This window comes from Peribacillus simplex (assembly GCF_900156045.1).
GTDB lineage: Bacteria > Bacillota > Bacilli > Bacillales > DSM-1321 > Peribacillus > Peribacillus simplex_D.
In genome coordinates this window covers 76,783-96,182 of record NZ_FTMX01000009.1, presented here as the reverse complement: position 1 = coordinate 96,182, position 19,400 = coordinate 76,783, and the positions used below count along the sequence as shown (strand labels likewise).

At 38.6% G+C, this 19,400-nt stretch carries 19 protein-coding genes; all 19 read right to left on the bottom strand.

What is annotated here, in order from left to right; all coding sequences use genetic code 11:
- Positions 1–44: 44 nt before the first annotated feature.
- The 19 genes from BW986_RS24615 to BW986_RS24525 all read right to left on the bottom strand — a co-directional run bounded on the left by BW986_RS24615 (position 45) and on the right by BW986_RS24525 (position 19,216).
- On the bottom strand, positions 45–1,181 hold the full coding sequence (locus BW986_RS24615) for a Ger(x)C family spore germination protein (protein WP_081395776.1): 1,137 nt from the start codon (positions 1,179–1,181) through the stop codon (positions 45–47).
- Entirely contained in the window at positions 1,178–2,284 is a 1,107-nt protein-coding gene (locus BW986_RS24610; RefSeq protein ID WP_076371766.1) for a GerAB/ArcD/ProY family transporter, read from the bottom strand. Before BW986_RS24610 ends, BW986_RS24615 begins: the two co-directional genes overlap by 4 nt.
- Positions 2,284–3,837: a spore germination protein gene (locus BW986_RS24605; RefSeq protein ID WP_076371764.1), complete on the bottom strand. Its 1,554-nt coding sequence runs from the start codon at positions 3,835–3,837 to the stop codon at positions 2,284–2,286. Before BW986_RS24605 ends, BW986_RS24610 begins: the two co-directional genes overlap by 1 nt.
- Before the next feature lie 709 nt (positions 3,838–4,546).
- Positions 4,547–5,026 carry a hypothetical protein gene (locus BW986_RS24595; RefSeq protein ID WP_076371760.1) on the bottom strand — a complete coding sequence of 160 codons (480 nt, stop codon included), beginning with the start codon at positions 5,024–5,026 and terminating at the stop codon, positions 4,547–4,549.
- Positions 5,027–5,439: 413 nt separating this feature from the next.
- Positions 5,440–6,282, bottom strand: coding sequence for a conjugal transfer protein TrbL family protein (locus BW986_RS24590; protein ID WP_076371758.1), 843 nt, complete (start codon positions 6,280–6,282; stop codon positions 5,440–5,442).
- A gap of 13 nt (positions 6,283–6,295) precedes the next feature.
- Entirely contained in the window at positions 6,296–6,787 is a 492-nt protein-coding gene (locus tag BW986_RS24585; RefSeq protein WP_076371756.1) for a hypothetical protein, read from the bottom strand.
- Position 6,788: 1 nt separating this feature from the next.
- On the bottom strand, positions 6,789–8,378 hold the full coding sequence (locus tag BW986_RS24580; protein WP_260320963.1) for a VirD4-like conjugal transfer protein, CD1115 family: 1,590 nt from the start codon (positions 8,376–8,378) through the stop codon (positions 6,789–6,791).
- A 1-nt stretch (position 8,379) separates the two neighbouring features.
- Positions 8,380–8,814, bottom strand: coding sequence for a hypothetical protein (locus BW986_RS24575; RefSeq protein ID WP_076371754.1), 435 nt, complete (start codon positions 8,812–8,814; stop codon positions 8,380–8,382).
- Positions 8,815–8,876: 62 nt separating this feature from the next.
- Entirely contained in the window at positions 8,877–9,473 is a 597-nt protein-coding gene (locus BW986_RS24570) for a hypothetical protein (protein ID WP_076371752.1), read from the bottom strand.
- A gap of 12 nt (positions 9,474–9,485) precedes the next feature.
- Entirely contained in the window at positions 9,486–10,538 is a 1,053-nt protein-coding gene (locus BW986_RS24565; protein ID WP_081395775.1) for a bifunctional lytic transglycosylase/C40 family peptidase, read from the bottom strand.
- Entirely contained in the window at positions 10,539–11,891 is a 1,353-nt protein-coding gene (locus BW986_RS24560; RefSeq protein ID WP_076371750.1) for a type VII secretion protein EssB/YukC, read from the bottom strand.
- Positions 11,892–11,905: 14 nt separating this feature from the next.
- Positions 11,906–13,879, bottom strand: coding sequence for a VirB4 family type IV secretion system protein (locus BW986_RS24555; protein WP_076371748.1), 1,974 nt, complete (start codon positions 13,877–13,879; stop codon positions 11,906–11,908).
- 24 nt (positions 13,880–13,903) lie between these two features.
- Entirely contained in the window at positions 13,904–14,563 is a 660-nt protein-coding gene (trsD, locus tag BW986_RS24550; RefSeq protein WP_076371746.1) for a TrsD/TraD family conjugative transfer protein, read from the bottom strand.
- Entirely contained in the window at positions 14,556–14,954 is a 399-nt protein-coding gene (locus tag BW986_RS24545; protein ID WP_076371744.1) for a hypothetical protein, read from the bottom strand. The genes trsD and BW986_RS24545 overlap by 8 nt, the downstream gene beginning before the upstream one ends.
- 14 nt (positions 14,955–14,968) lie before the next feature.
- The gene (locus BW986_RS24540) at positions 14,969–15,298 is read right to left on the bottom strand and encodes a CagC family type IV secretion system protein (protein ID WP_076371742.1); all 330 of its coding nucleotides are present in this window, start codon (positions 15,296–15,298) and stop codon (positions 14,969–14,971) included.
- Positions 15,299–15,309: 11 nt separating this feature from the next.
- A complete protein-coding gene (locus BW986_RS24535; RefSeq protein WP_076371740.1) occupies positions 15,310–16,431 on the bottom strand; it encodes a hypothetical protein in 1,122 nt (373 codons plus the stop codon).
- Positions 16,432–16,853: 422 nt separating this feature from the next.
- Positions 16,854–16,997: a hypothetical protein gene (locus BW986_RS30420; RefSeq protein WP_179086159.1), complete on the bottom strand. Its 144-nt coding sequence runs from the start codon at positions 16,995–16,997 to the stop codon at positions 16,854–16,856.
- A gap of 437 nt (positions 16,998–17,434) precedes the next feature.
- Positions 17,435–17,908, bottom strand: coding sequence for a hypothetical protein (locus BW986_RS24530; protein WP_076371738.1), 474 nt, complete (start codon positions 17,906–17,908; stop codon positions 17,435–17,437).
- Between the two features lie 57 nt (positions 17,909–17,965).
- The gene (locus BW986_RS24525; RefSeq protein WP_076371736.1) at positions 17,966–19,216 is read right to left on the bottom strand and encodes a ParM/StbA family protein; all 1,251 of its coding nucleotides are present in this window, start codon (positions 19,214–19,216) and stop codon (positions 17,966–17,968) included.
- Positions 19,217–19,400 lie beyond the last annotated feature (184 nt).

Genomic DNA, 19,400 nt, shown 5'->3' with positions numbered 1-19,400 from the left:
TGTTATTCCTATTAAAAAAAAACATGTCAAGTTTCTTCACCTCGTTATGGTGCGCTTCCCGCACCCGTTCTAAGAACATGGGCCTTGATATCAAATGTCACCTGAACCGTAGGAAATACCTCATTCCAATCACCTTTTACTTTATTCCATTTTCGGGGATATTTTTGTTCAAAGGCCTCTGAGAAGCCGAAAATATCTGCTTCCATTTCTTTTTGTACTTGATTAATCGTTGCTTTTATTCGCCCTTCAATCTCTTTTTCTAACGCTTTTTCTAGCACTTTGGTATTCTTAGGATTATCCAAATTCAAATTGCTTTCATTTTGAATAACATCGTTTTCCGTTACAATTTCAACCGTCATTTTCCACTTTCCATCCTTGATTTTCGGGATGAGTTCTGTGTTTGCTCGAATAACAGTCATAGCGATATACCCGTTTGTCTCTTCTGAATTAACCGTGATATTAGCCTCTTTAATCTCGTCTCTTAGCCAAAGCACACCCCTTGTCACTTCATCATTAATTGATCCCACCATTTTTTCCTTCTTAAAAACAGCGGTGCGATTGATATATGCAATCATTTGTAAAGGGTCTTGGCCCTCTTCTGGCGATATTCGTTCAATCATCGGAAGAGCTGCTGCATCTCCTTTCAACATTTGAAGTAACTCGATTAACGTAACGTTCACCATTACCTCTGATACAGCCAATTCCCGTAGCACTTCAGATGAGCTTTTTTCAAGGGGGGGCTGTAAAGCTAGCACATCCTTTGCGTCTCCCTTAGTGACAAACACATAAGATCTAAGCCGAGGTTTGGGATTTCGGATAAAGAAATCAATTTGGTCACGAATTCCTTCCTTCGCCAGTTTCTCACCAATCACAATCACTTCTGAATGACCCCAAAATATTTTTCGTGGAATCCTTTCTGTCAAATGCTCTAACGCATCTGCGATAGTGACTCCCTGCCCTGTTCTGATCATGGTTTGGCCTCCTCCGCTTCCCCCTCCGCCTTCGCTACCACTTTGCATTTGAGGAATGTATATTTCAGCAGTCACTTCTATTCGGTTATCTTCCTTTTGATCTAAACTGATTCCTCTTATAAGGGCGACATCGTTTAGCTCAACTCGATCCCAACAACCACTAAGCAGAAACAGACTTGTCAAACCGAGAACAAACAGGAACATTCTCATTTTTCCGGTTCCCCCTTTTCCTGATGCTTTCCATTTCGTAGATAAGCAACAAGGAGGAGAAACAGCGGGATAACCGTTTGGATGATTGGGTCTAAAATAATGGTGACAGTTTGAGCGTAGTGGATAAAGGATGGCAAATTTGGGTTTTTCCAAACTGCCCACAGGACCAGTAGAAACCCAACCGGGAAAACAATCGGTCGATAGTCTGAGAGGTTCAGCCATTGAGCGGTTCCTAATACCAATACATAATAAAACATAATAATTTTCGTAAACGCACCTGCAATCCAAATCGCCATGACAAGGGATTCGAGATGGGATAGGAAATCAGCAATACTAATATATGAAACAGCGGTCATTACCGGGGCACCAAAGCTGTCCGTAGCCTCCCCCAATACGAAAAGAGTGATAAGATTCGTTATCACCATCGTCAGCAAAACAGCAAATACCGATATCACTCCCCATTTCCTCCCTTTTTTTCGGTCCGCTAAAAAAGGAAAAAAAAAGGAGAGGATTAGAAATTGATTAAAAAAATTATTTGTGAAGATAGCTCCCTTAATCGAGGGTAAGATTCCGTTCCCTAAGATTGGAAACATGTGTTTCGCTTCTGCGTCCGGAAGAAGAAGAATCACGATGAAAATAAGAAGCAAAATAAAAATGGGCCCAATCATTTCCGCCAGTCTTCCAACTACTTCTAGTCCTCCTCGTACGGCGAAGGCACAAACCAATGTCATACTTCCAAGAACCACAATTTGTGGGGTTTGAGGAAGAAAGTAACCAATCAGAAACTCCCCATATGTCCAGATAATGTCGCTAGCCACTTGTAGATAAAAAAGCAAAATGACAACTCCGACAACTTTTCCTAGAACTGTTCCTAAAATATGACTACTGTATTGGATAATGGTCTCTTTCGGATAGAATTGGTTTAACCGATTCACTATCAACACTATCAGGAATCCGGTAATAGAAGCCCAAATGGGGGAAAGCCACAGATCACGTCCTGCATAATTAAACGTTGTGCTCGGTAAAAAAAGAATGCCCGTGGTGATGATAACAGGATACATCATCCATCCCATTTGTAAAGCGGATATTTTCCCTCTCTCCATCAGTCTGTTTCCCCTCCTTTCTTAGGATCTGGTTTTTGATAAGGCTCTTGTCGGTATTGGTTGTACTTTCCTGTTAAATGGGGACGTGTGTTTAATGCCCACCAAGGAGCTCGTACCAGCACATCTTTCATATCCTGTTCTTTCATCGGAGCCATAGGGGAAAGATAAGGAACACCAAAGGAACGCAAGGTGCATAAATGTGTAAGGATGACCAGAAGACCAAGCATCACTCCAAGTAAACCTAGTGTGCCGGCAAGAAGAATCATCGGAAAGCGTAACAGCCTTATGGAAGCTCCAAAATTATAGCGGGGAATGGTAAAGGAAGCAATTCCTGTAAGCGCGACCACCATGACCATCGGAGCTGAAACTAAACCAGCCTGAATGGCGGCTTGTCCAATCACCAACGCCCCTACAATACTGACGGCAGCACCAATCTGTTTAGGAAGCCTGACCCCTGCTTCACGCAGGGCTTCAAAGGTAATTTCCATAATCAATGCTTCTACAAGTGCAGGAAACGGAACAGCTTCTCGAGAAGCCGCCATACTAAGAATGAGTTTCGTTGGCACCATCTCCTGATGATAGCTTAAAACCGCGACATAGATGGAAGGAAGCAGAAGAGAAAGCACCACAAATAAATAACGTAACCAGCGGATAGCTGAACTCAGTACAAAACGTTGATAATAATCTTCACTAGATTGAAGGAATGAAAAGAGCGTAGTTGGCGCAATCAATGCAAAAGGGCTACCATCAACGAGAATGACGACACGACCCTCCAGCAAACTGGCAACAGAAGTATCTGGTCGTTCTGTGCTCATAATCTGAGGAAAAGGAGAAAAAGGAAAGTCCTCCATCATTTCTTCTATATAACCGGAGTCTAATATCCCATCGATCTCGATTCGCTGCATTCGGTTCATAACCTCTTCAATCAAAGTTTTATCTGCAATTCCTTCCATATAGGCAATTACCATTTGGGTTTGGGTGTAACGTCCTATTTTTACCGATTTCATTTTTAATTGAGGACTTCTGAGCCTTCTTCGCAGCAGGGATGTATTGACACCTAATGCTTCCGTAAACCCTTCACGCGGTCCTTTTACAACCGACTCTGAAGTGGGTTCCTCAATCGAACGCTTCTCCCACTGAGCCAGCCCTAGAGCCAATCCTCGACTTTCTCGTTCAACCAGCAGCACTGGATTGCCTATTGATATGTGTTCAATACAATCAGCAAACGTTCTCGCTTCTTTCACGTTTGAAACGGATACTTTTTCTTCCACCCATTCTGTAAGATTGCTTTGTTCTCCTTTGGTTTCCCGCATTAATGGGGAAAGCACATGTGTATCCATTTCTAGAACATTCGATAGTCCCTCAATATAGATTAACTCTGCTTTTATTAGACCTCCAATCAAAAATGGACGAAAAACCACATCCAAACAATCCTTATAAAGAGAACGAAGAACTTGAAGATTTTGATCCAAATCCGAAGTCAGCAGATCTTGCTGCTTCTCATTCTGCTGATCTTGATTTATTCTACTTTTTTTCAACTTCCTAAAAATCATTTAAATACCTCTTTTTCTCTATAAAAGACCCAAGGTTACAATTCATTTTCAGATCATGATTCCTATAACATTTTGGCCAAAATAAAAGGAACTTAAACGCTACAATTTGTCCTCTTCTCTTATACACGCTTATATTAAATACTAAGAAAAACACGGTTCTAATTTAGAAAATTATTTGTTTTTTGATGGGATGATGATGAACCGGCTTTCGTATCTATACATAGAAAAGGAGATTAAAACATTTAATAAACCGACCTATTGTTTTGGGATAAATGAGAGAGATTTTTATTACACTTTATTCAAAATAAGCAGAACTTATAAAGATTTGGATTTTTCTAGAGTGTGTATTAACTTTATCACTGTGGAGAATAACTATTTAGGTCTTAAGAACATTCTTTCAGATAAAGAATTTCCGTATACGATAGATTGGAAATTGCATGATAACATATACCAGGACATATTGAATCAACATGTAGCACTTTCGGAACAAAATTAAATCGATTTATCTATTACTGGAATGAGTAATATATTAGATCAGTTAAATGAAATGGGAATAAAAACTGTTCGGTTTTCCCCATCTATAGAAACGATACTTGAAAATTTTGAACATTCCATTAACGAAATTGAACATCAACAACTATTAGAAAATCGATAAACTCCCTTCCCCCTTATAAACTATTGTTAATCCAAAATCACCTCTTCATTTAGTTCATTTTTCAGCTTTTTTCGCCTGGATCATTTCTTTGATTTTCTCTCTAAATTTCTCATTCGTGAAAATATCTTGTGTGGTTGTTAAGTGTCGCTTAGCATGTCTGGAGAAGTTAGTCGCTGCCAACCACTGACCACAATATGGACATGGAAGCTGTGCGTCTACTTGCCATTGTGTCGTGACGAATCTATTTGTATTTGAATGACTTCTTTTTGAAACCTTATTGACTACCTTTGTATTCACATCGACTACATCATCATTCATTTTGTATTCGTCCGTGATTGCTAGTTCTCCAGATACCCTTTCATTCCCTGCCATTTCACGTTCTACCAGCAGACAAACCGCTTCACTGATAGATAAATTCAGTTCGTCACAGTAACCTTTGAAATCACCGTACAAGCTTTCTGGAATACGTGCGGTTAATACCTCGGTCTTTTCTCTTCTTCTCCGATTACGTGCGAATTGTTCCAAGTATGTCATCCCATTCCCTCCTAAATCCTCTTATTGATTTATTCGGTACACATCACCATACCTCCTTCAACTCATCTTGTATACAATTCGAATCACAATCAAATCACTTAGAAACATATTCAAATCACTTTGAATCACTCATTTTAAACACCTTGTATACTTGCATAGTTGATTGAAATATATATTCTATCGAGGTTAATTCTAAAATAATGTATAGGCAAACCTCACAAGAACAACAAGATACATTTGTCTCCTGGAATCTATCATGATCATTCTTTTTAACGCTCATACCGAGTAATTGTTTTGTTCAAATTCCTTATGTATTCCAGAACTAGAACGATGCCACGTTGAATAAAAGAATATGCAATTCAACACCTTTATTCTGAGTGCAAAATAAAAACGACAATTAAGTCGTCTTTTCTCTACCGTTTTAATAAAAATCTTCTAGCTGCTAGTTTGGTTGTCCCACCCATAGCCCCCATCATGCCTCTGCCCGAACCAGACGAATACCACATGTTTCTAAGAACGGAAGGACTCTTAATCAAAAGAATGCAGCATCCCATGAGTAATAGAAAATTAAGAAATGTAAGATTTTCATTGATTAATATACTTAAAGCTATTACGAATAAAAAGATTTTGGAAAGGATCGTGACGATCAGACTTAGTAATTCACGCCACCACACCCCTAAGTATTCATTATCATCCGCAATAACCGACACACAAGCAAGCGGACTTAATAGATATAGAAACATGACGTCCGCATGGAATATCGCTACTGAAAATAAGAATGCAATAAACGCTAATGCTAAGACAGCCAGCAAGATAAGGAGTGCAGCCCCCTGAAAATGAAGTGTTGAAAAGTTGTTCGGATCTAACATGGTTTCTATTTTCCCCTTACTAACCCTACTCCCACTTTTGATCATCCAGTTTCCCATATTATAAGCGACTTCTTCTAATAAAACCTTCTGAATGAAAGGCATAGCTGGAATCAGTAGGGCGCTTTTTAACGTATTTACAATAACTGGTCCGTATGCAACGGCATCTCCCGCTGCGTTCCTTGACATAACCTCAATGATTTTATATAAAATGATCGTTACAGCTATCGTTGAGGTTAGGGCAAGCAAAAAATTATTGACTGAAGAAAAAAACTGAATTTCTGCATTTTCCTTTAGTAAAAGATCATTACACATTAACAAAGCCCATTCAATAAAATCCTCCAGCATTCCCTGAATGGCTTCTACAATCTTTTCCTTAAAATCAAACAAAGTTAATCACCTCTTATTCAGGATCTTGAACGGTTACGATTTTCCAAACGCCTTCCCCCTTTTTCATGGTAATCAGTGTATGATCAATTTCTAAACGCTCCATATCAAAAACGAATTTCTTTTCTGTTTCATTAAAACTTACATTTTTAATTTTCGCTTCTTGACTAAATAGCAAGTTTGATTTTGTTTCTCCATTACTAAGATCCTCAGCTTTATTAATAGTCAAAACATAAAGTAACCTCTTTTGATCTTCTTTAGCTAAATCTTTTGAGATAGCAGCAATATTTTTTTCTTTTAACTTCTTCCAAGCGATTATATTTGCTTCATCCCTTGTTTTTGCCTCAGCCACCTTCTCTTGATCCTCAAATGAAGTTAACACACTTTTTATCACTTCTGTCGCCTTTTCTTGCTCAACCTTCGGATCAAAGCTTTCACCGGCTCCATTACAAGCAACCAGTAATATAAGTAAAATGAATGATGGTATAAACAAAGGTACTTTTTTCAACTTATGATCCCCCTTTTTTTGATGGAGTGGTACTAGAAGTAGTATTCTTTAGAGAAAAGAAGCTCATGGCCAGTTCTTCTTGTATTTCAGCCTCTTTTTCAGCTTTTTCGATCTGTTTCTCATGCAATTCAACGTCCGCCTTATCTACTGCTTCTTGCCGTTCCGTTGATTTAAAATACTCGTTATATGCCTCTCTTTTCCCTTCAAGCCAATCCAACACTTCTTGTGATGGTTTATTCTGATAATTTAATTGGCTTACACGTAATAAGCTCGTTACATTCGGAAATAAGATATATTGGTAAGCTTTTTTAACCTTTATTGGGTGTTTTCCAGTGATGATTACGATAGCGTCATCTTTATGCATCGTTAAAATTTCATCAACATTCATCAAGTTGCGTGCTGAATAGGAAAAGCTAGAGGAAGAAGACGAACTGGATGATTGTCCTTTTGATTTTGAAATTGATCCAGTTTCCATTTTTGCGGTGGTTTTTCCCATTAACTCTGAAAAGTATTTAGCGGTTGTTTCATTGACATTCCCTAAACAGATTTTTGTTCCACAGTTCCCTAAAATAGATTCTGCTTGTTCCCGGCCATACTTCTCTTGCAATTGAGTGATGCTTTGAACGATGGTAATTACGCCAATTCCGTAGCCCCGACAGGTGGCCAAGAATTTTTCATAGTCGGGAAACTTTCCTAAGTTCGGAAATTCATCCAAAATAAAAATCACTGGTTGAGGCAGCGTTGCTCCCTGTTGAGCTCCTACTTTATATAACTCCTGAAACATTTGGTTGAAAAATAAGTTAATTAACCCTTCCCATGTAGAATCCATAACGGGAATAATCACATATAAGGCCATTTTCCTTTTTCCCACATCGCCTATAAAGAAGTCGGAAAAGCTTGTAAATCGAGAGACCGAACTTGAAGTAAAATCACCTATCGTCGTAAGTAAAGAAATAATAATATTCGCTCGTGTTTTTTCCTGGGATTTTTTAAATCCTAACTCATAAGCCCTTCTAGCTGGATGTGATTTGTCCATTCTTAAAAACTGGCCATCTAGCTCGCTTGCTCCGTCATTACTTGCTTCTGGGTCAAATTCCTGTAAGAAATCTAACAAACCCGTCATGTTACGTCGTTCGGGCGGTAATTCATGAACGGCGTATAAGATAAGTGCTTTTAACAAACTAAATTGGGCATTGTACCAAAAATCTTTTCGTTTCGGGTCATTTTTGGAAGCGATAATGGCATTCGCTACCGTGGAAGCCTGTATTTCCTCTCTTACGTAATCAAAGGGATTATACCGATCTGAGCATCCCATTTCTGAAAAATTCACCACATGGACTTCATAGCCTTGTCTACGTTTGACTTCGGATGTTAGTTCATAGACCTCGCCTTTGGGATCCGTTACCACTAAGGAACATTCTTTTTCATGTAACACATTGGGCACCACATACCCTTGAGTTTTGGATGAACCAGGTCCCCCGACTACAAAGTGGTTTCGATTTGGAAGGTTTGAATCCGTTGGCTGCACAATCACTGAATGGTTTAAAACGCCTGCTATGATCCCATTATTCTTCATATAATCGGATGCCACGTCATTTCCCTCCTTTCGAATCTGGCATACTCGCATCAAGATCCTGCATAAGCTGTTTGATTGGTACCTCAACCGTCTCCCCATACGTAAATATTTCGTGCTTTTGAGCAAATCTACTTGAACCATGAACCCCATATTTATCTGCTAATTCATATTTACCCTTGCCGCCCTTCGTAAAAAAGACCATAAAGACGGATAATACGATGACAGCGCCACTACCAATGAAGAAAAGTGGATTCTTCTTTTCGATCATGCTGGTGGATGTTCCAATAGGGTTCATGAGGTTTTCTATGACAAAGTCCATAAATGGGGCACTGGATATGTTGGCTTTATGTGCCGCAAGAAACGGAAGGATCCCCGCTATGTTGATCACAATCAATTCAAACAGGGCTAATATAAAGGCCATTAACAACAGGCGTATTCCAATCACTTTCAAAAGGATCCACTCCTTTTTGATTACTTTCCATTACTGCAATCCTCGCGAAACATCCGATAGGCTCAATTCTCTTCAAAAGGTTCGAAGGACCCCATTAGCTCTAATTTATCAATGACCCTTTCCTCTCCATCCAATGCGATCGTGACCTCATACAGTTGATTTTTCCTTGGGAATGCACTCCCACCTATCGAGTATTGTGTTTCCATCATCACAAGCGCTTTTGCTTGGTCTTTTTCAACCGCACTTAGATAAACATGTAAAGACTTCACTTCATTTTTGAATTCAATTTCCATACTCCCCATTTCTCCTGAAGCTTTCAATTTTGACATGACGGACTCTGCTAACCGATCTTTGACCTGATCAAAACGTGCAGCATAATTTTTGTTATCGTAATTAAATAGTCCTCTAAAAGTTTCGTCTACAAAGCTCTTAACCTCTTCACTATGTTCAATTTCATAATAGGTTGCATTCCGTTGAAAGGTATTCAGTTCCTTGTCTTTTGCATTCACTTTACTTTTCAACTGAACCATCTGTTTTTGGGTTTCGATATTTTGACCTTCTGCTTGAGTCGTCATGGTCTTTTGACCAATATACATAAATCCTAAAATCATATTCGCTAGGATGGATAGTCCTAACAACGTAGTGAAAAATTTATTCATGGTGTTTTCCTCCTAATGGGACACTCTACCAAAACCAGCTACATGAGATTTCCAGTAAGGCGAATGTATGTCATGGATTCCAATACCCGAACCGTTAGAATCGAACATTTTGCCCTCTCCTATGTATATCCCGACATGTGTGATATATTTGTTGGTCTCATAAGTTCCAGTAAAATAGATAAAATCACCTGGCCTTGCTTCGGATGGCGGGATTTTCGACGACACATCATATTGCTCTTGGGCAGTCCGTGGTAGCTTTATCCCCACTTTAGCAAATATCCATTGTGTAAAACCCGAACAATCGAATCCCCTATGGGGATCTGAACCTCCCCATACATATGGCCAGCCTACATATTTATTCGCTTCTGTGATAATCGCATTAAATGCTTGTTCCCCCAATGGGGAAACATCTTCACTACCAACAGCAAGTCCCGTCGGCATTAGGTTTCCCATCACTTTCTCCACATACGTATAGTCTCCATAGCAGTAAGGTGCCCGCCAATCCGAACAACTCCATCCTTGTTTTTCAGTTTGTATCAATGAGAATTGTTGGGCTAATTCAATGGAATGCTTTTTTCCGTTTGAAGAAATAAAATTCAGGTAACCGGAACCGAAATTGTATGACTGAACAATAGCTGGGAAATCCACCCCGTGCTTTTGTCCATCCTCTAACACCGATTTAAAATGTTGAACCCCTAAATTCACGGACATTACCGGGTTTTGAATGGCGTTTGGCGGTAACCCGACAGATTCAGAACTTTGCATGATATCCAAGGTTTGTGAGTTCCCTACTTCCTGATACATGAGGGCTAGTAGAAAATCTGTGTATTCCGGTATTCCGTACTTCGTCGTATATTCTTGAAGCAGGCCCTTCCACTGTTCAATATGAGGTGGAACATTAGCCGTTCCAAAAGGCGAGTTTATATACCCCTTTGGCTCCTCTTGAGTTTGAGTTCTGAGTAACAAGCCCGCCATTAGTATTAAGGAGACTACGACACCTATCGTCATTTCCTTCCAGTACCGGAGGACAAAAGTGGTTCCCTTTACAGCAACTGTAGCGGCCACTTAATTAAAACCCGATTTCTTATCAAGTTTATCAAGTTCTGTTTTATAGGTTGTGAGCTCCTTATTCTTTGGATCAAGCTGTTCCTTAATGTCTTTTGGTTTCACGCCTTTCTTTTTCTTGAGATGCTTTATTTGTTGTTCTAATTGAGTCACTTGGTTTTGCAACTCTTTTTTCCTAATCATCACCGTTAAATCTTTGTTTTTTAACCGCTTATTGAGATCGTTGGCATCTGTCAGATCCCCATGTTCAGCAAAGGCTTTTCCGATTCGAAGTTGTTGGTCCTTATCTTTTGTAAAAGCCTGCATCGATAGCAACATGCTGTAATCATAGCTTACGATTTTCTTTTCGATGTCCAGATAGTCACTGTCGGCTACCAATCCTAATATTTCTTCCTTTCTATTCGCTTTATATAAGGCTTCCACACTAGGTTTTATCAAGGTATCGTCTGCCTCTATTGCCTGTTGATATTCACCTTTTTCAAAGTAAAGATTCGCAAACTCTTTTTTTGAACCACCCGTTTTTTTCAACAAGGAAAGGGCATCATCATATTTGTCTTCACTTAACAGCTTATAAAATGTAGATGTTTGTTCCGCTTTTTCAAGTTCTGTTGCATAGGCCGTTTCAGCTTCCTTGACTGCCATTTGTTGAAGAAAAAGAGCCAAAGTAAAGACTACAGCAGAGATTCCGATAGTCATGCCTGTCAGGATCCTCTTTTGCCTTTTGATTTTTTGTCTTTCCTCTTCTAATCCGAAAAAATGGAGCATTTCCTCCTCCTGAAGTTTATTCGCGATCAGCTCTTTCAAATCCTCAACGGAGCTAGCATTTTCAATCCGGAAGAAAAATTCATCTGTTTCCTTTTTAAGCAGGTTCTCTTTTTCCCGTCTATACTTTTCATAGGAAAAACGGGAAAACATGGATAGGGTTAGGATTTTGTATTGTTCTAGTTTTTCAATCTGGCCTTCAAAGGGCAACCATTGATTGCTTCTGTATAGAAACTTTAGTTTTTTCATATCTTTAAAGAAAATGTTTCTTGGATGAATCAGCACTTTTTGATTAAAAGTGTGTAAAGGATCCAATTCTAGCAATTGATTTAATAAAGCAAGCTGTAATACGGTTGAATAGGATTTTGCTAGTTGTAGAGGTTGATAGCCATCCTCCATTTCATAACCAAGAATCAAGCGATCGTTTTCCCTTTTTATATCTTTCAGTGTAAAGAAATAAGGATGTTCTTCCTTAAGTTCTGTAAGGTCCTCTACCCGTTCAGCCAACACCTTATTTGTCGCAATCTCTAAACGATAGAGCCCTTTTTTAAGGATGAATAATGTTCCGAGTTCAAATAATTGGATTTTCAAAGTTGTCTCCCCCTTTACAGAACAAAATTTCGAACTTCTTCTTTTTCAATGGGAGTCATTTCATTCCTTGCCTCATAATCAGGGATTTCATCCGGATCTAAACCATATTTTTCGAAGTACCGTTTTTTATTCCAAAGGCGTAGCTCTTCTTGAGTGAGCTCAACCCGTATAAATGCACGTTGAGACCCGTATACGATTAAGGCCTCTCCCTGACGCTTCGCTCTCAATAAAGATATCTCTTCATCAGAGAATGATAGATTGATTTTTTTAACCACATCTTCAACACCCTTATTGTCCAGTCCAAAAAATAGTTTGGTATGGCTATTTTCAATCATGGCTGCGCCTAGGTTATCCTCGGTATCCAGCACATCGATTATTTGTTGCGTGCCTGCGATAGCGCCGGCATTATACTTCCTAAATCGCTTATAAGCTTGATAAAAGAATCTCATCGAATCCGGGTTCTTTGATAAAAAATGGAATTCATCAATAAATAGGTACACCAATTCCTCGTTTGTTTTCGTCACTTCATCCCATAGGAAACCAAAGATATTAAAGTAACAGGCAGCCTGCACATCCACTTCATTCTGTAGCGATTTTAAATTAAAAGAGAATAGAGCGTTATTGATATTCACGTTCGTATGGCCATTAAATAACGAGTTAGATCCATGTACATAACTTTCCAGGATAAAATAAAAATCCTGTATTTTTTCATAACGTTCTACATCAATAGTCTTCAATGTACCTAAATCGTCATAGAAATCCTTGAGAATCGGGAAGTCCTTTGCCATTAAACTGGTAAAATCGCTCTCTTCGTTAATGGAGAAACGATTGTAAAGGTTGATCAGTGTCTTATCTAAAATACTAGATTCAACTTGGGATAAGTCAGCTTTCAAAACTTTGAAAAAGGCCTTAAGACGTTGAACCTTCTGTTTCACAAGGTCCCTGATGAATTCCGCATCATCCTTAAAGTCTTCGGTGTCCGTAACTTCTGTGGAGAATATCTCCAAAGGGTTGATTTTCGTTGAACTGTTACTACTGAGATGAACAACCTCACCTCCAAGGATTTTCACTATATGCGAGTACTCATTTTCTGGGTCAATGATATATATCTTGATCCCCATGGCGTAGCAGCGAAGAATCTTTTGAACCATAAAGGTAGATTTTCCAACACCTGATGTCCCAATGACCACCATATTTTGATTTAATGTACGTTGTGTATCCAAATAATCTATCGCCACCAACGAATTGGTTGTCTTATTGATCCCTTCCACCTGAGCCGTCGGGGATAAACAGCAAATCTCTGAATCATCGAACGGAAAGAAAGAAGAGGCCGCTTCACTGTTGCACATCTGATAGGTATAATCCTTTAATTGATTATCCCCTAAAGGCATAGCCGACCAGAATGCCATCGGTGTTGCGTAATGAGGGTTTAGAGCTTTCATCCTTAGTTTCGTTAAAATCCTCTGGACATTGTCTTCTAAGGTCTTCAGCTCTTCTAAGGATGCAGCTTGAATGAAGATGTATGTATACAGATACATAAAGGTAGAACGGTTGGATAGTACCTGATTTAGTTGATATTTTGCGCTTTCCAGTTCGGATTGCAGCCTGATGCGGGTGGCTGGATCTCTTGTTTTTAATAGTTCCGCCTCCTTATTTTTAATAGAGTCATTGTAATAGCTGATCATGCCTTCTGAATTGGACGGTTCGAGGTACTGGACGAAGGATATGTTTCCTTTTAACCGCTTCAGATCCGATAGCCAGTTCCCTTTTTGTTCTTTAGGATAAGCAACGACCGCCAGCACCTTAATAAAGTTGCCACCACTTTCGATATAATCCTTATTTTCCTTCCAGACGAAAGGATAAATGGAATTGAGTTCTTCGGTCTCTAACATCCCATGTAAAATGTCTTCGGGACTCTGTTTCACCTGTTCGTCCTGCTTATTTTCACGTTTTATCAAAGAAAATAAAGTAGCCAAAGAAAAAGGCATTTGACTTCCTCCTTTCCGAACCGGTTAGCCGTATAGTTTTGACATTTCAAAATCAAAGTACCTGTATAGCAACGATAACGTATTTTTCTCAGACAATTTTCGTATCGTGATATCGTATGATTCAAAAGTGGATCGCAGGGAGTTTGTCATTTCCTCCACCCTTTTTGTTAGAATGGTTTCAGCCCGTTCTAAATCTTGGAACGTACGTTTATTCATTTTCTCTCTAATGACAACAAAATGCTGTTTTGTCGACATTTCATCTTTCATCCTTATCTTTTGGAAGTGATCGATGTAAGATGTGATGAGGGTTCGCTTGTATTCATTACCTGTGTTATCCTTATTCTCTAGTTCATGCAAATAACGTTTTTTCCAACCTAAGTTATAGGAACGGAAATCCACTGGAACCGTCATCGAGATAGTTTGTAATTGATCATGGACTTGACTCATTAAGAATGAACCGTAATCTTCAAATAAACGATTCTGTTCATACTCCGCCAACAAATCAAGGTTGATACCACTCACCTGCAGAATGGTCGTAAGGTAACCATTTTTCAAAAGGACATAGTCCTTGTATATCCCTTCGATGATACTTATGTCTTGAATTGTCGATTTTCCTTTTTTTATAAGGGTTTCTACTTCATAGTCGAATTCTTCCCTATCCATTTTCTTATTGTGATTAACCACGGAAATCATCCCTTTTATTCGTATTCATAAAGAACATCTTCTGTCTATTGTGGTAATGGATCATTCGTTTTAAATAGCTACTATATGTGATATTGGGCCGGGAAGATATGGGACGTAAAACGGCAAAGGTTAAGGAGCCTAACAGCAAAAGGGCCATGAAGAAGCATTTAACCATCATAAATCCCAATGAATAAGGCGGGATGAACAAGATAATGGCGGAAATAAAGACCGCCGGGAATATAAATCTAAAGAAATTCATTAATGATAAGCCTTTAACAATGTTATAGGATCGATCGACATTATCAGGGAAAACAAATGTTTTCCCCTTGCGACTATCTTTTTCTCCAAGTAACTCTTTGAGAGCTTCTCTAAGTTCTTCTTTTGCCGTCATCTAGTTCACCTCAATTAAGCGAATAACGCGTACATCCACGGAACAATCCATACGATTGCGGCTGCTAACCCAACCCCTGCCAAAGCCATTCCTACTCCACGAAACATTTCGTTTTTGGTATGAGGATCATCCACGCCTGGCAATTTTTTAATGATGATCCAGATGGATACGCAGATGCCGACTGTAACCACTAGGCCCGTTAACAGTGTTTGAACTTGTTTCAGTCCCTCTTTGATTTTTGCTGATACATTGGCGGCTGCAGATGCTTGCTCTGGGGCGATATGTATGATTAAAAGAATTGCAGCAAACATCAGTAAGATTTGTAATTTTTTTAACGAAGTCATATGTTTCCTCCTTAGTCGTTTTCCAAAATTTCTTTGAATGGAAGATCGGTTTCTACCTCTTTTACCTGTCTTTCTTTCCGCTTTTCTAGTTGAATGTGATTATTTAGATTTCCCAACTGTTTCTCGGCCTCTTTCTCTGAGAAGTAAGGGGAAACTTTTTTCACTTTGCCATTGCCACTCAATTTCCCAATATACGAGCCAACTTGATTGGAAATCACCTCAAAATCATGTTGTTTCGCTTGGCTTTCTTTATTTATTTCCATGCCATAAAAGGCAAGGAAACCTTCTGCAATAGAACGACTATCCATGATCACTTCATCATACATTACTTCCATTCCGGGGTTATTTCTTACTCTTTCCATCCATTTTTCTGCTATGTCAGGCAACCAGACGTCTCGCCCTTTTTGATTCTCAACTAGTGATAGCCTGGTCCCTTGACCATCATTTGAAATATTTTGGATTGTAACGGTCTTTCCTAAAAGATCTGAAGGAATAAAGTACTCTTCTAAAGCCCTACGAAGAGATTGTTTTCTAAGTATAGGATCATTTTTAAGTTCCTCTTTTACAGTAAAGGTGCGTGCCTGTTCGATATTTTCATAAGTTATTAGGGTTTTATAAGATTTTGCTAAATTTAGCCGAAGTTGTTTATTGTCATGGAGGGAGAATGCTTTTCCATCATCCACAATGAAGAATGAGCGCATTCTAAACTTTTCAAATTGGGAGGTTCCGAGTGTATTTTGAAGCAAATCCTCTTTGGTTGGAAATACTGGTGTGACGATGTGCGCTTCCTTAGATTCCTGTTTATAGACCCCGAAGTACGCATCATTATTTTTCAGAATGGAGAAAACACTTTTCTCCTTATCGACTGGGAATGTTTCAATGCATTTGCCTTTTATTTCAAATAACTGAGGGTGATGTTCCTTTATCATGGCGTAATATAGCTCATACTCAGCCTCTGTCTTCTCTTCGGTCGACCAAGAAGTGGAATCTTGTTTCAAACTCTTCTTTTCCTGGTCCATGAGACTTGTCCTATTTAAACTTTTTTGTTTAGACTGTTCAATCATTTGTAGAATAGAGTCAGCAATCGTAAGCATGGAATCGTTGATCGATCTTTCAATCGAATCATTTCTCATAAGAAGATCATCTCCTTCCTGGATCGAAGTGATTTTACAGAATGAAACAACTTAGCGTATAAGGAAAAAGGATGCTACTGCAATTCCTTTGACGTCTCTCTTGCTTGTATTTTACCAGCGATATTCCTTTTATTGATTAAATCAGCCAAAAAAATACAAAAAATGAACCTATTGATGGGATGCGTAGTCATATAACCCTAACTTTTCCGGTTAGTATTCTAGAGACTTTAGTCTTGTTTATTATCCTTTTTACTAATCCTTGGTCTATTCTTTTCTGGCTAAATCAACCGTTTGATTTCAATTAAATTTTTTAAGTTCATAACGGAAAAAACCTTCTTTCTAAGAAGAAAGAAAACAAAAATACGCGGCTGTATTATTCCTTGAGAATAATACAGCCGCGTATTTTTATTGTTTTATTATCGTTATTGTTCCATCATCTTAACTTCGTCCATATGCTTTGGAACATATTCATTGAATTGATTAAATAAATATTTAAGGTAGGAGTTTAGTTCAAATCGATCTTCCTGAATAAAATTGACAAATGGGGTTTTATTTTCTTCTTCCATCTTTTCCTCCCCTTTACTTTATCTTTAATATCATCCAGAACCTTAAGGACACACCAATTTGAAGTTCATTACATTTTCTGTTTAGAAATAGTTTTTAATGAATCACCATTTTTATTAATGTAGTATTGGCCCTGCCTACACCAAGATAACATCGCCTGTTTTCATTATAAAAGAAAACGCTTACATTTTCCAATGCTACTGTAATACAAATTTTGACAAATACCTCGAAAATAAAATGTGCGTCCTGCTTTGAAAACTTTGTATAAAGACCCAGCCACTCGACAGAACCCCCTATATATAAAATTTCCAGTTAAAAAGGGCTTTTTCCATATGATTTGGGTGTTAAATCAACAAAAAAAGAGACTGATTCAAATTAGTCGTTATTCAACGACCTTGAATCAGCCTCTTACATATATCTGAGCTCTATTAAAAGTGTTTTATCCCTTTAAATTGGTCATCTTCCCCAACTTCAATAGTTTAGAAAGGGCCTCGTTTGATTGACCCTTACCTTCCTCAGCATCTTCTTCATGATTCACAGGCGCTTCAGATGGAACGATTGGTGAGGAAGCTGGCTTACTTTCCTGGGATACCGGCTGCGCCATTTGCTGGGCAAGCGTCGTCCCTTCGGGATTCCCTACAATTAAAGAAACGATATTATAAAGAATCCTTTGACCTTCCTCCGTTTTCAAAAGTGCTAATTGATCATTCGAAAAGGTGTCTAGTGGAAGGTAAATACCTTGTTCTTTATAAGATCCATTCCGAACCTTTAACCCATCTTCAATAAGCGCGCTAATAAGTTCATTTCTGCTTTTAAAGCTGTCTACCAACTCATTAAATTCATTAGCCCATTTTATCGAGGTTTTTGGGGTATATTGAATGCCCCTACCTGGAGTGATTTTTCTATTGGACAACGTTACCACCACCTTGTATCACAACTAAAAGAAGAAGCTGCTCCCACTCTTGAATTTTTATGCTTCAATTGATTGCTTTTCAATTTCAGCAATGATATTTTTCAAGAGATATGCCTTACTTGTAAAGAAACTGGCTTGATCGATATTTGGAGGAAATAGACAATCTTCTTCTTTAAGTTCCGCTAGGTATTGGTAGGCGAAGAGCAGCCCTCCCCCGACGATAATCATTTGCCCAACGTTGGTATCAACAAAATACCGGATGACTTTATCTTTCACTTCTTCGGCATATTGATTTGTATATTTCTCCACGATCCCTGTGATATCGGCTGTTTTGGACTGCCATGTCGCTTTAAAGACAGGAGAATATTTTGGTTTTTTGACCATTTTATCGATTTCTGGCTTGATGAACTTCCTCATGAATTCTTCGCGTGTAAACGAAATCTTAGGCGTTTTATTCACCCGTTCAAATCGAGCCCTTATGCTGTCGAATTCTTTTAGTTCAGCTGCTTCTTTCATGATTAAATCAATGTATTTATTTGTACCAATCAAATGGTTTGTAGATTTTGTTGAGTTTAAACCATTTTCATCATAAAGAGCTAAATCCAATGTTCCGGCTCCCAAATCAGCTATCGCAAACTCATCATGGATTTGTGATGAAAATTCAGTTTCCACCACTTCCCCGTCCACTAAATCAAAGGCTAATGCTAAGTAGCTCGTTACGCCCTCCACATTCAGCTGAACATTCGTAATGTTAATGGTTATGGTTTTGCCTTTATAAGGCCCTTTTATTGCCGTGATTTCATGCTCACCCATATATAAGTTGATTTTTTCGGAAGACGCCTGTTTGGCCTCTTCTATTGGAAGACCAAAACTCAATGGGACGTCTACTTTATTGCTCTTACCCGATTTCCAAGCAGCTAAGGCTAATCCCGCTAAAGTGGTTACAACATGTATTTCATTCCCTAATTTATCTCTTGCATCACTGCTGGTTTCCCTTAAATTATTTTTGTCATTCGTTGAAATTTGAGCATATTCCCCTACTGTATAATAGGCATTTGTTCGATTCTTTGGTAAGGCTTTACTTTTAATATGTAAATGAAGGATCATATCATCAGGAAAAGATTTATCTGCGCTTTCATCAGGCATATCTTCCGCAGTCGTTTCCGCGTTTTCCCCGATAATACTCGCGATATTTAATGAAACAACGTTCCCTTTCTGATCGATATACGTAATTTTATTAGAAATGTTCCCACTATCCACTCCTGCAATTAAATAATCCTCTTTAAATAAAAAATCAAGCTTTGTCATGGTCTTCCTCCTTCGGACTAATCTAGTTTAGTCTACTTACTATCCAATATATCGAGAATCCCTGTTAAAGTCAACGAAAAATTAGCGCTAATTTAACGTTATCGCCACTTTGACGCTGCCATCATACCGCTAAATTAGCGCCGCCTCATCACTTAACAAATATTTCTGAGTATCTCTGTCGTTT

Coding starts and splice junctions, on each gene's coding strand:
- BW986_RS24615 (WP_081395776.1), bottom strand. CDS start 1,181: ATGAGAATGTTCCTGTTTGTTCTCGGTTTGACAAGTCTGTTTCTGCTT.
- BW986_RS24610 (WP_076371766.1), bottom strand. CDS start 2,284: ATGGAGAGAGGGAAAATATCCGCTTTACAAATGGGATGGATGATGTAT.
- BW986_RS24605 (WP_076371764.1), bottom strand. CDS start 3,837: ATGATTTTTAGGAAGTTGAAAAAAAGTAGAATAAATCAAGATCAGCAG.
- BW986_RS24595 (WP_076371760.1), bottom strand. CDS start 5,026: ATGACATACTTGGAACAATTCGCACGTAATCGGAGAAGAAGAGAAAAG.
- BW986_RS24570 (WP_076371752.1), bottom strand. CDS start 9,473: ATGAATAAATTTTTCACTACGTTGTTAGGACTATCCATCCTAGCGAAT.
- BW986_RS24555 (WP_076371748.1), bottom strand. CDS start 13,879: ATGCCTTTTTCTTTGGCTACTTTATTTTCTTTGATAAAACGTGAAAAT.
- BW986_RS24545 (WP_076371744.1), bottom strand. CDS start 14,954: ATGACGGCAAAAGAAGAACTTAGAGAAGCTCTCAAAGAGTTACTTGGA.
- BW986_RS24540 (WP_076371742.1), bottom strand. CDS start 15,298: ATGACTTCGTTAAAAAAATTACAAATCTTACTGATGTTTGCTGCAATT.
- BW986_RS24535 (WP_076371740.1), bottom strand. CDS start 16,431: ATGAGAAATGATTCGATTGAAAGATCGATCAACGATTCCATGCTTACG.
- BW986_RS30420 (WP_179086159.1), bottom strand. CDS start 16,997: ATGGAAGAAGAAAATAAAACCCCATTTGTCAATTTTATTCAGGAAGAT.
- BW986_RS24525 (WP_076371736.1), bottom strand. CDS start 19,216: ATGACAAAGCTTGATTTTTTATTTAAAGAGGATTATTTAATTGCAGGA.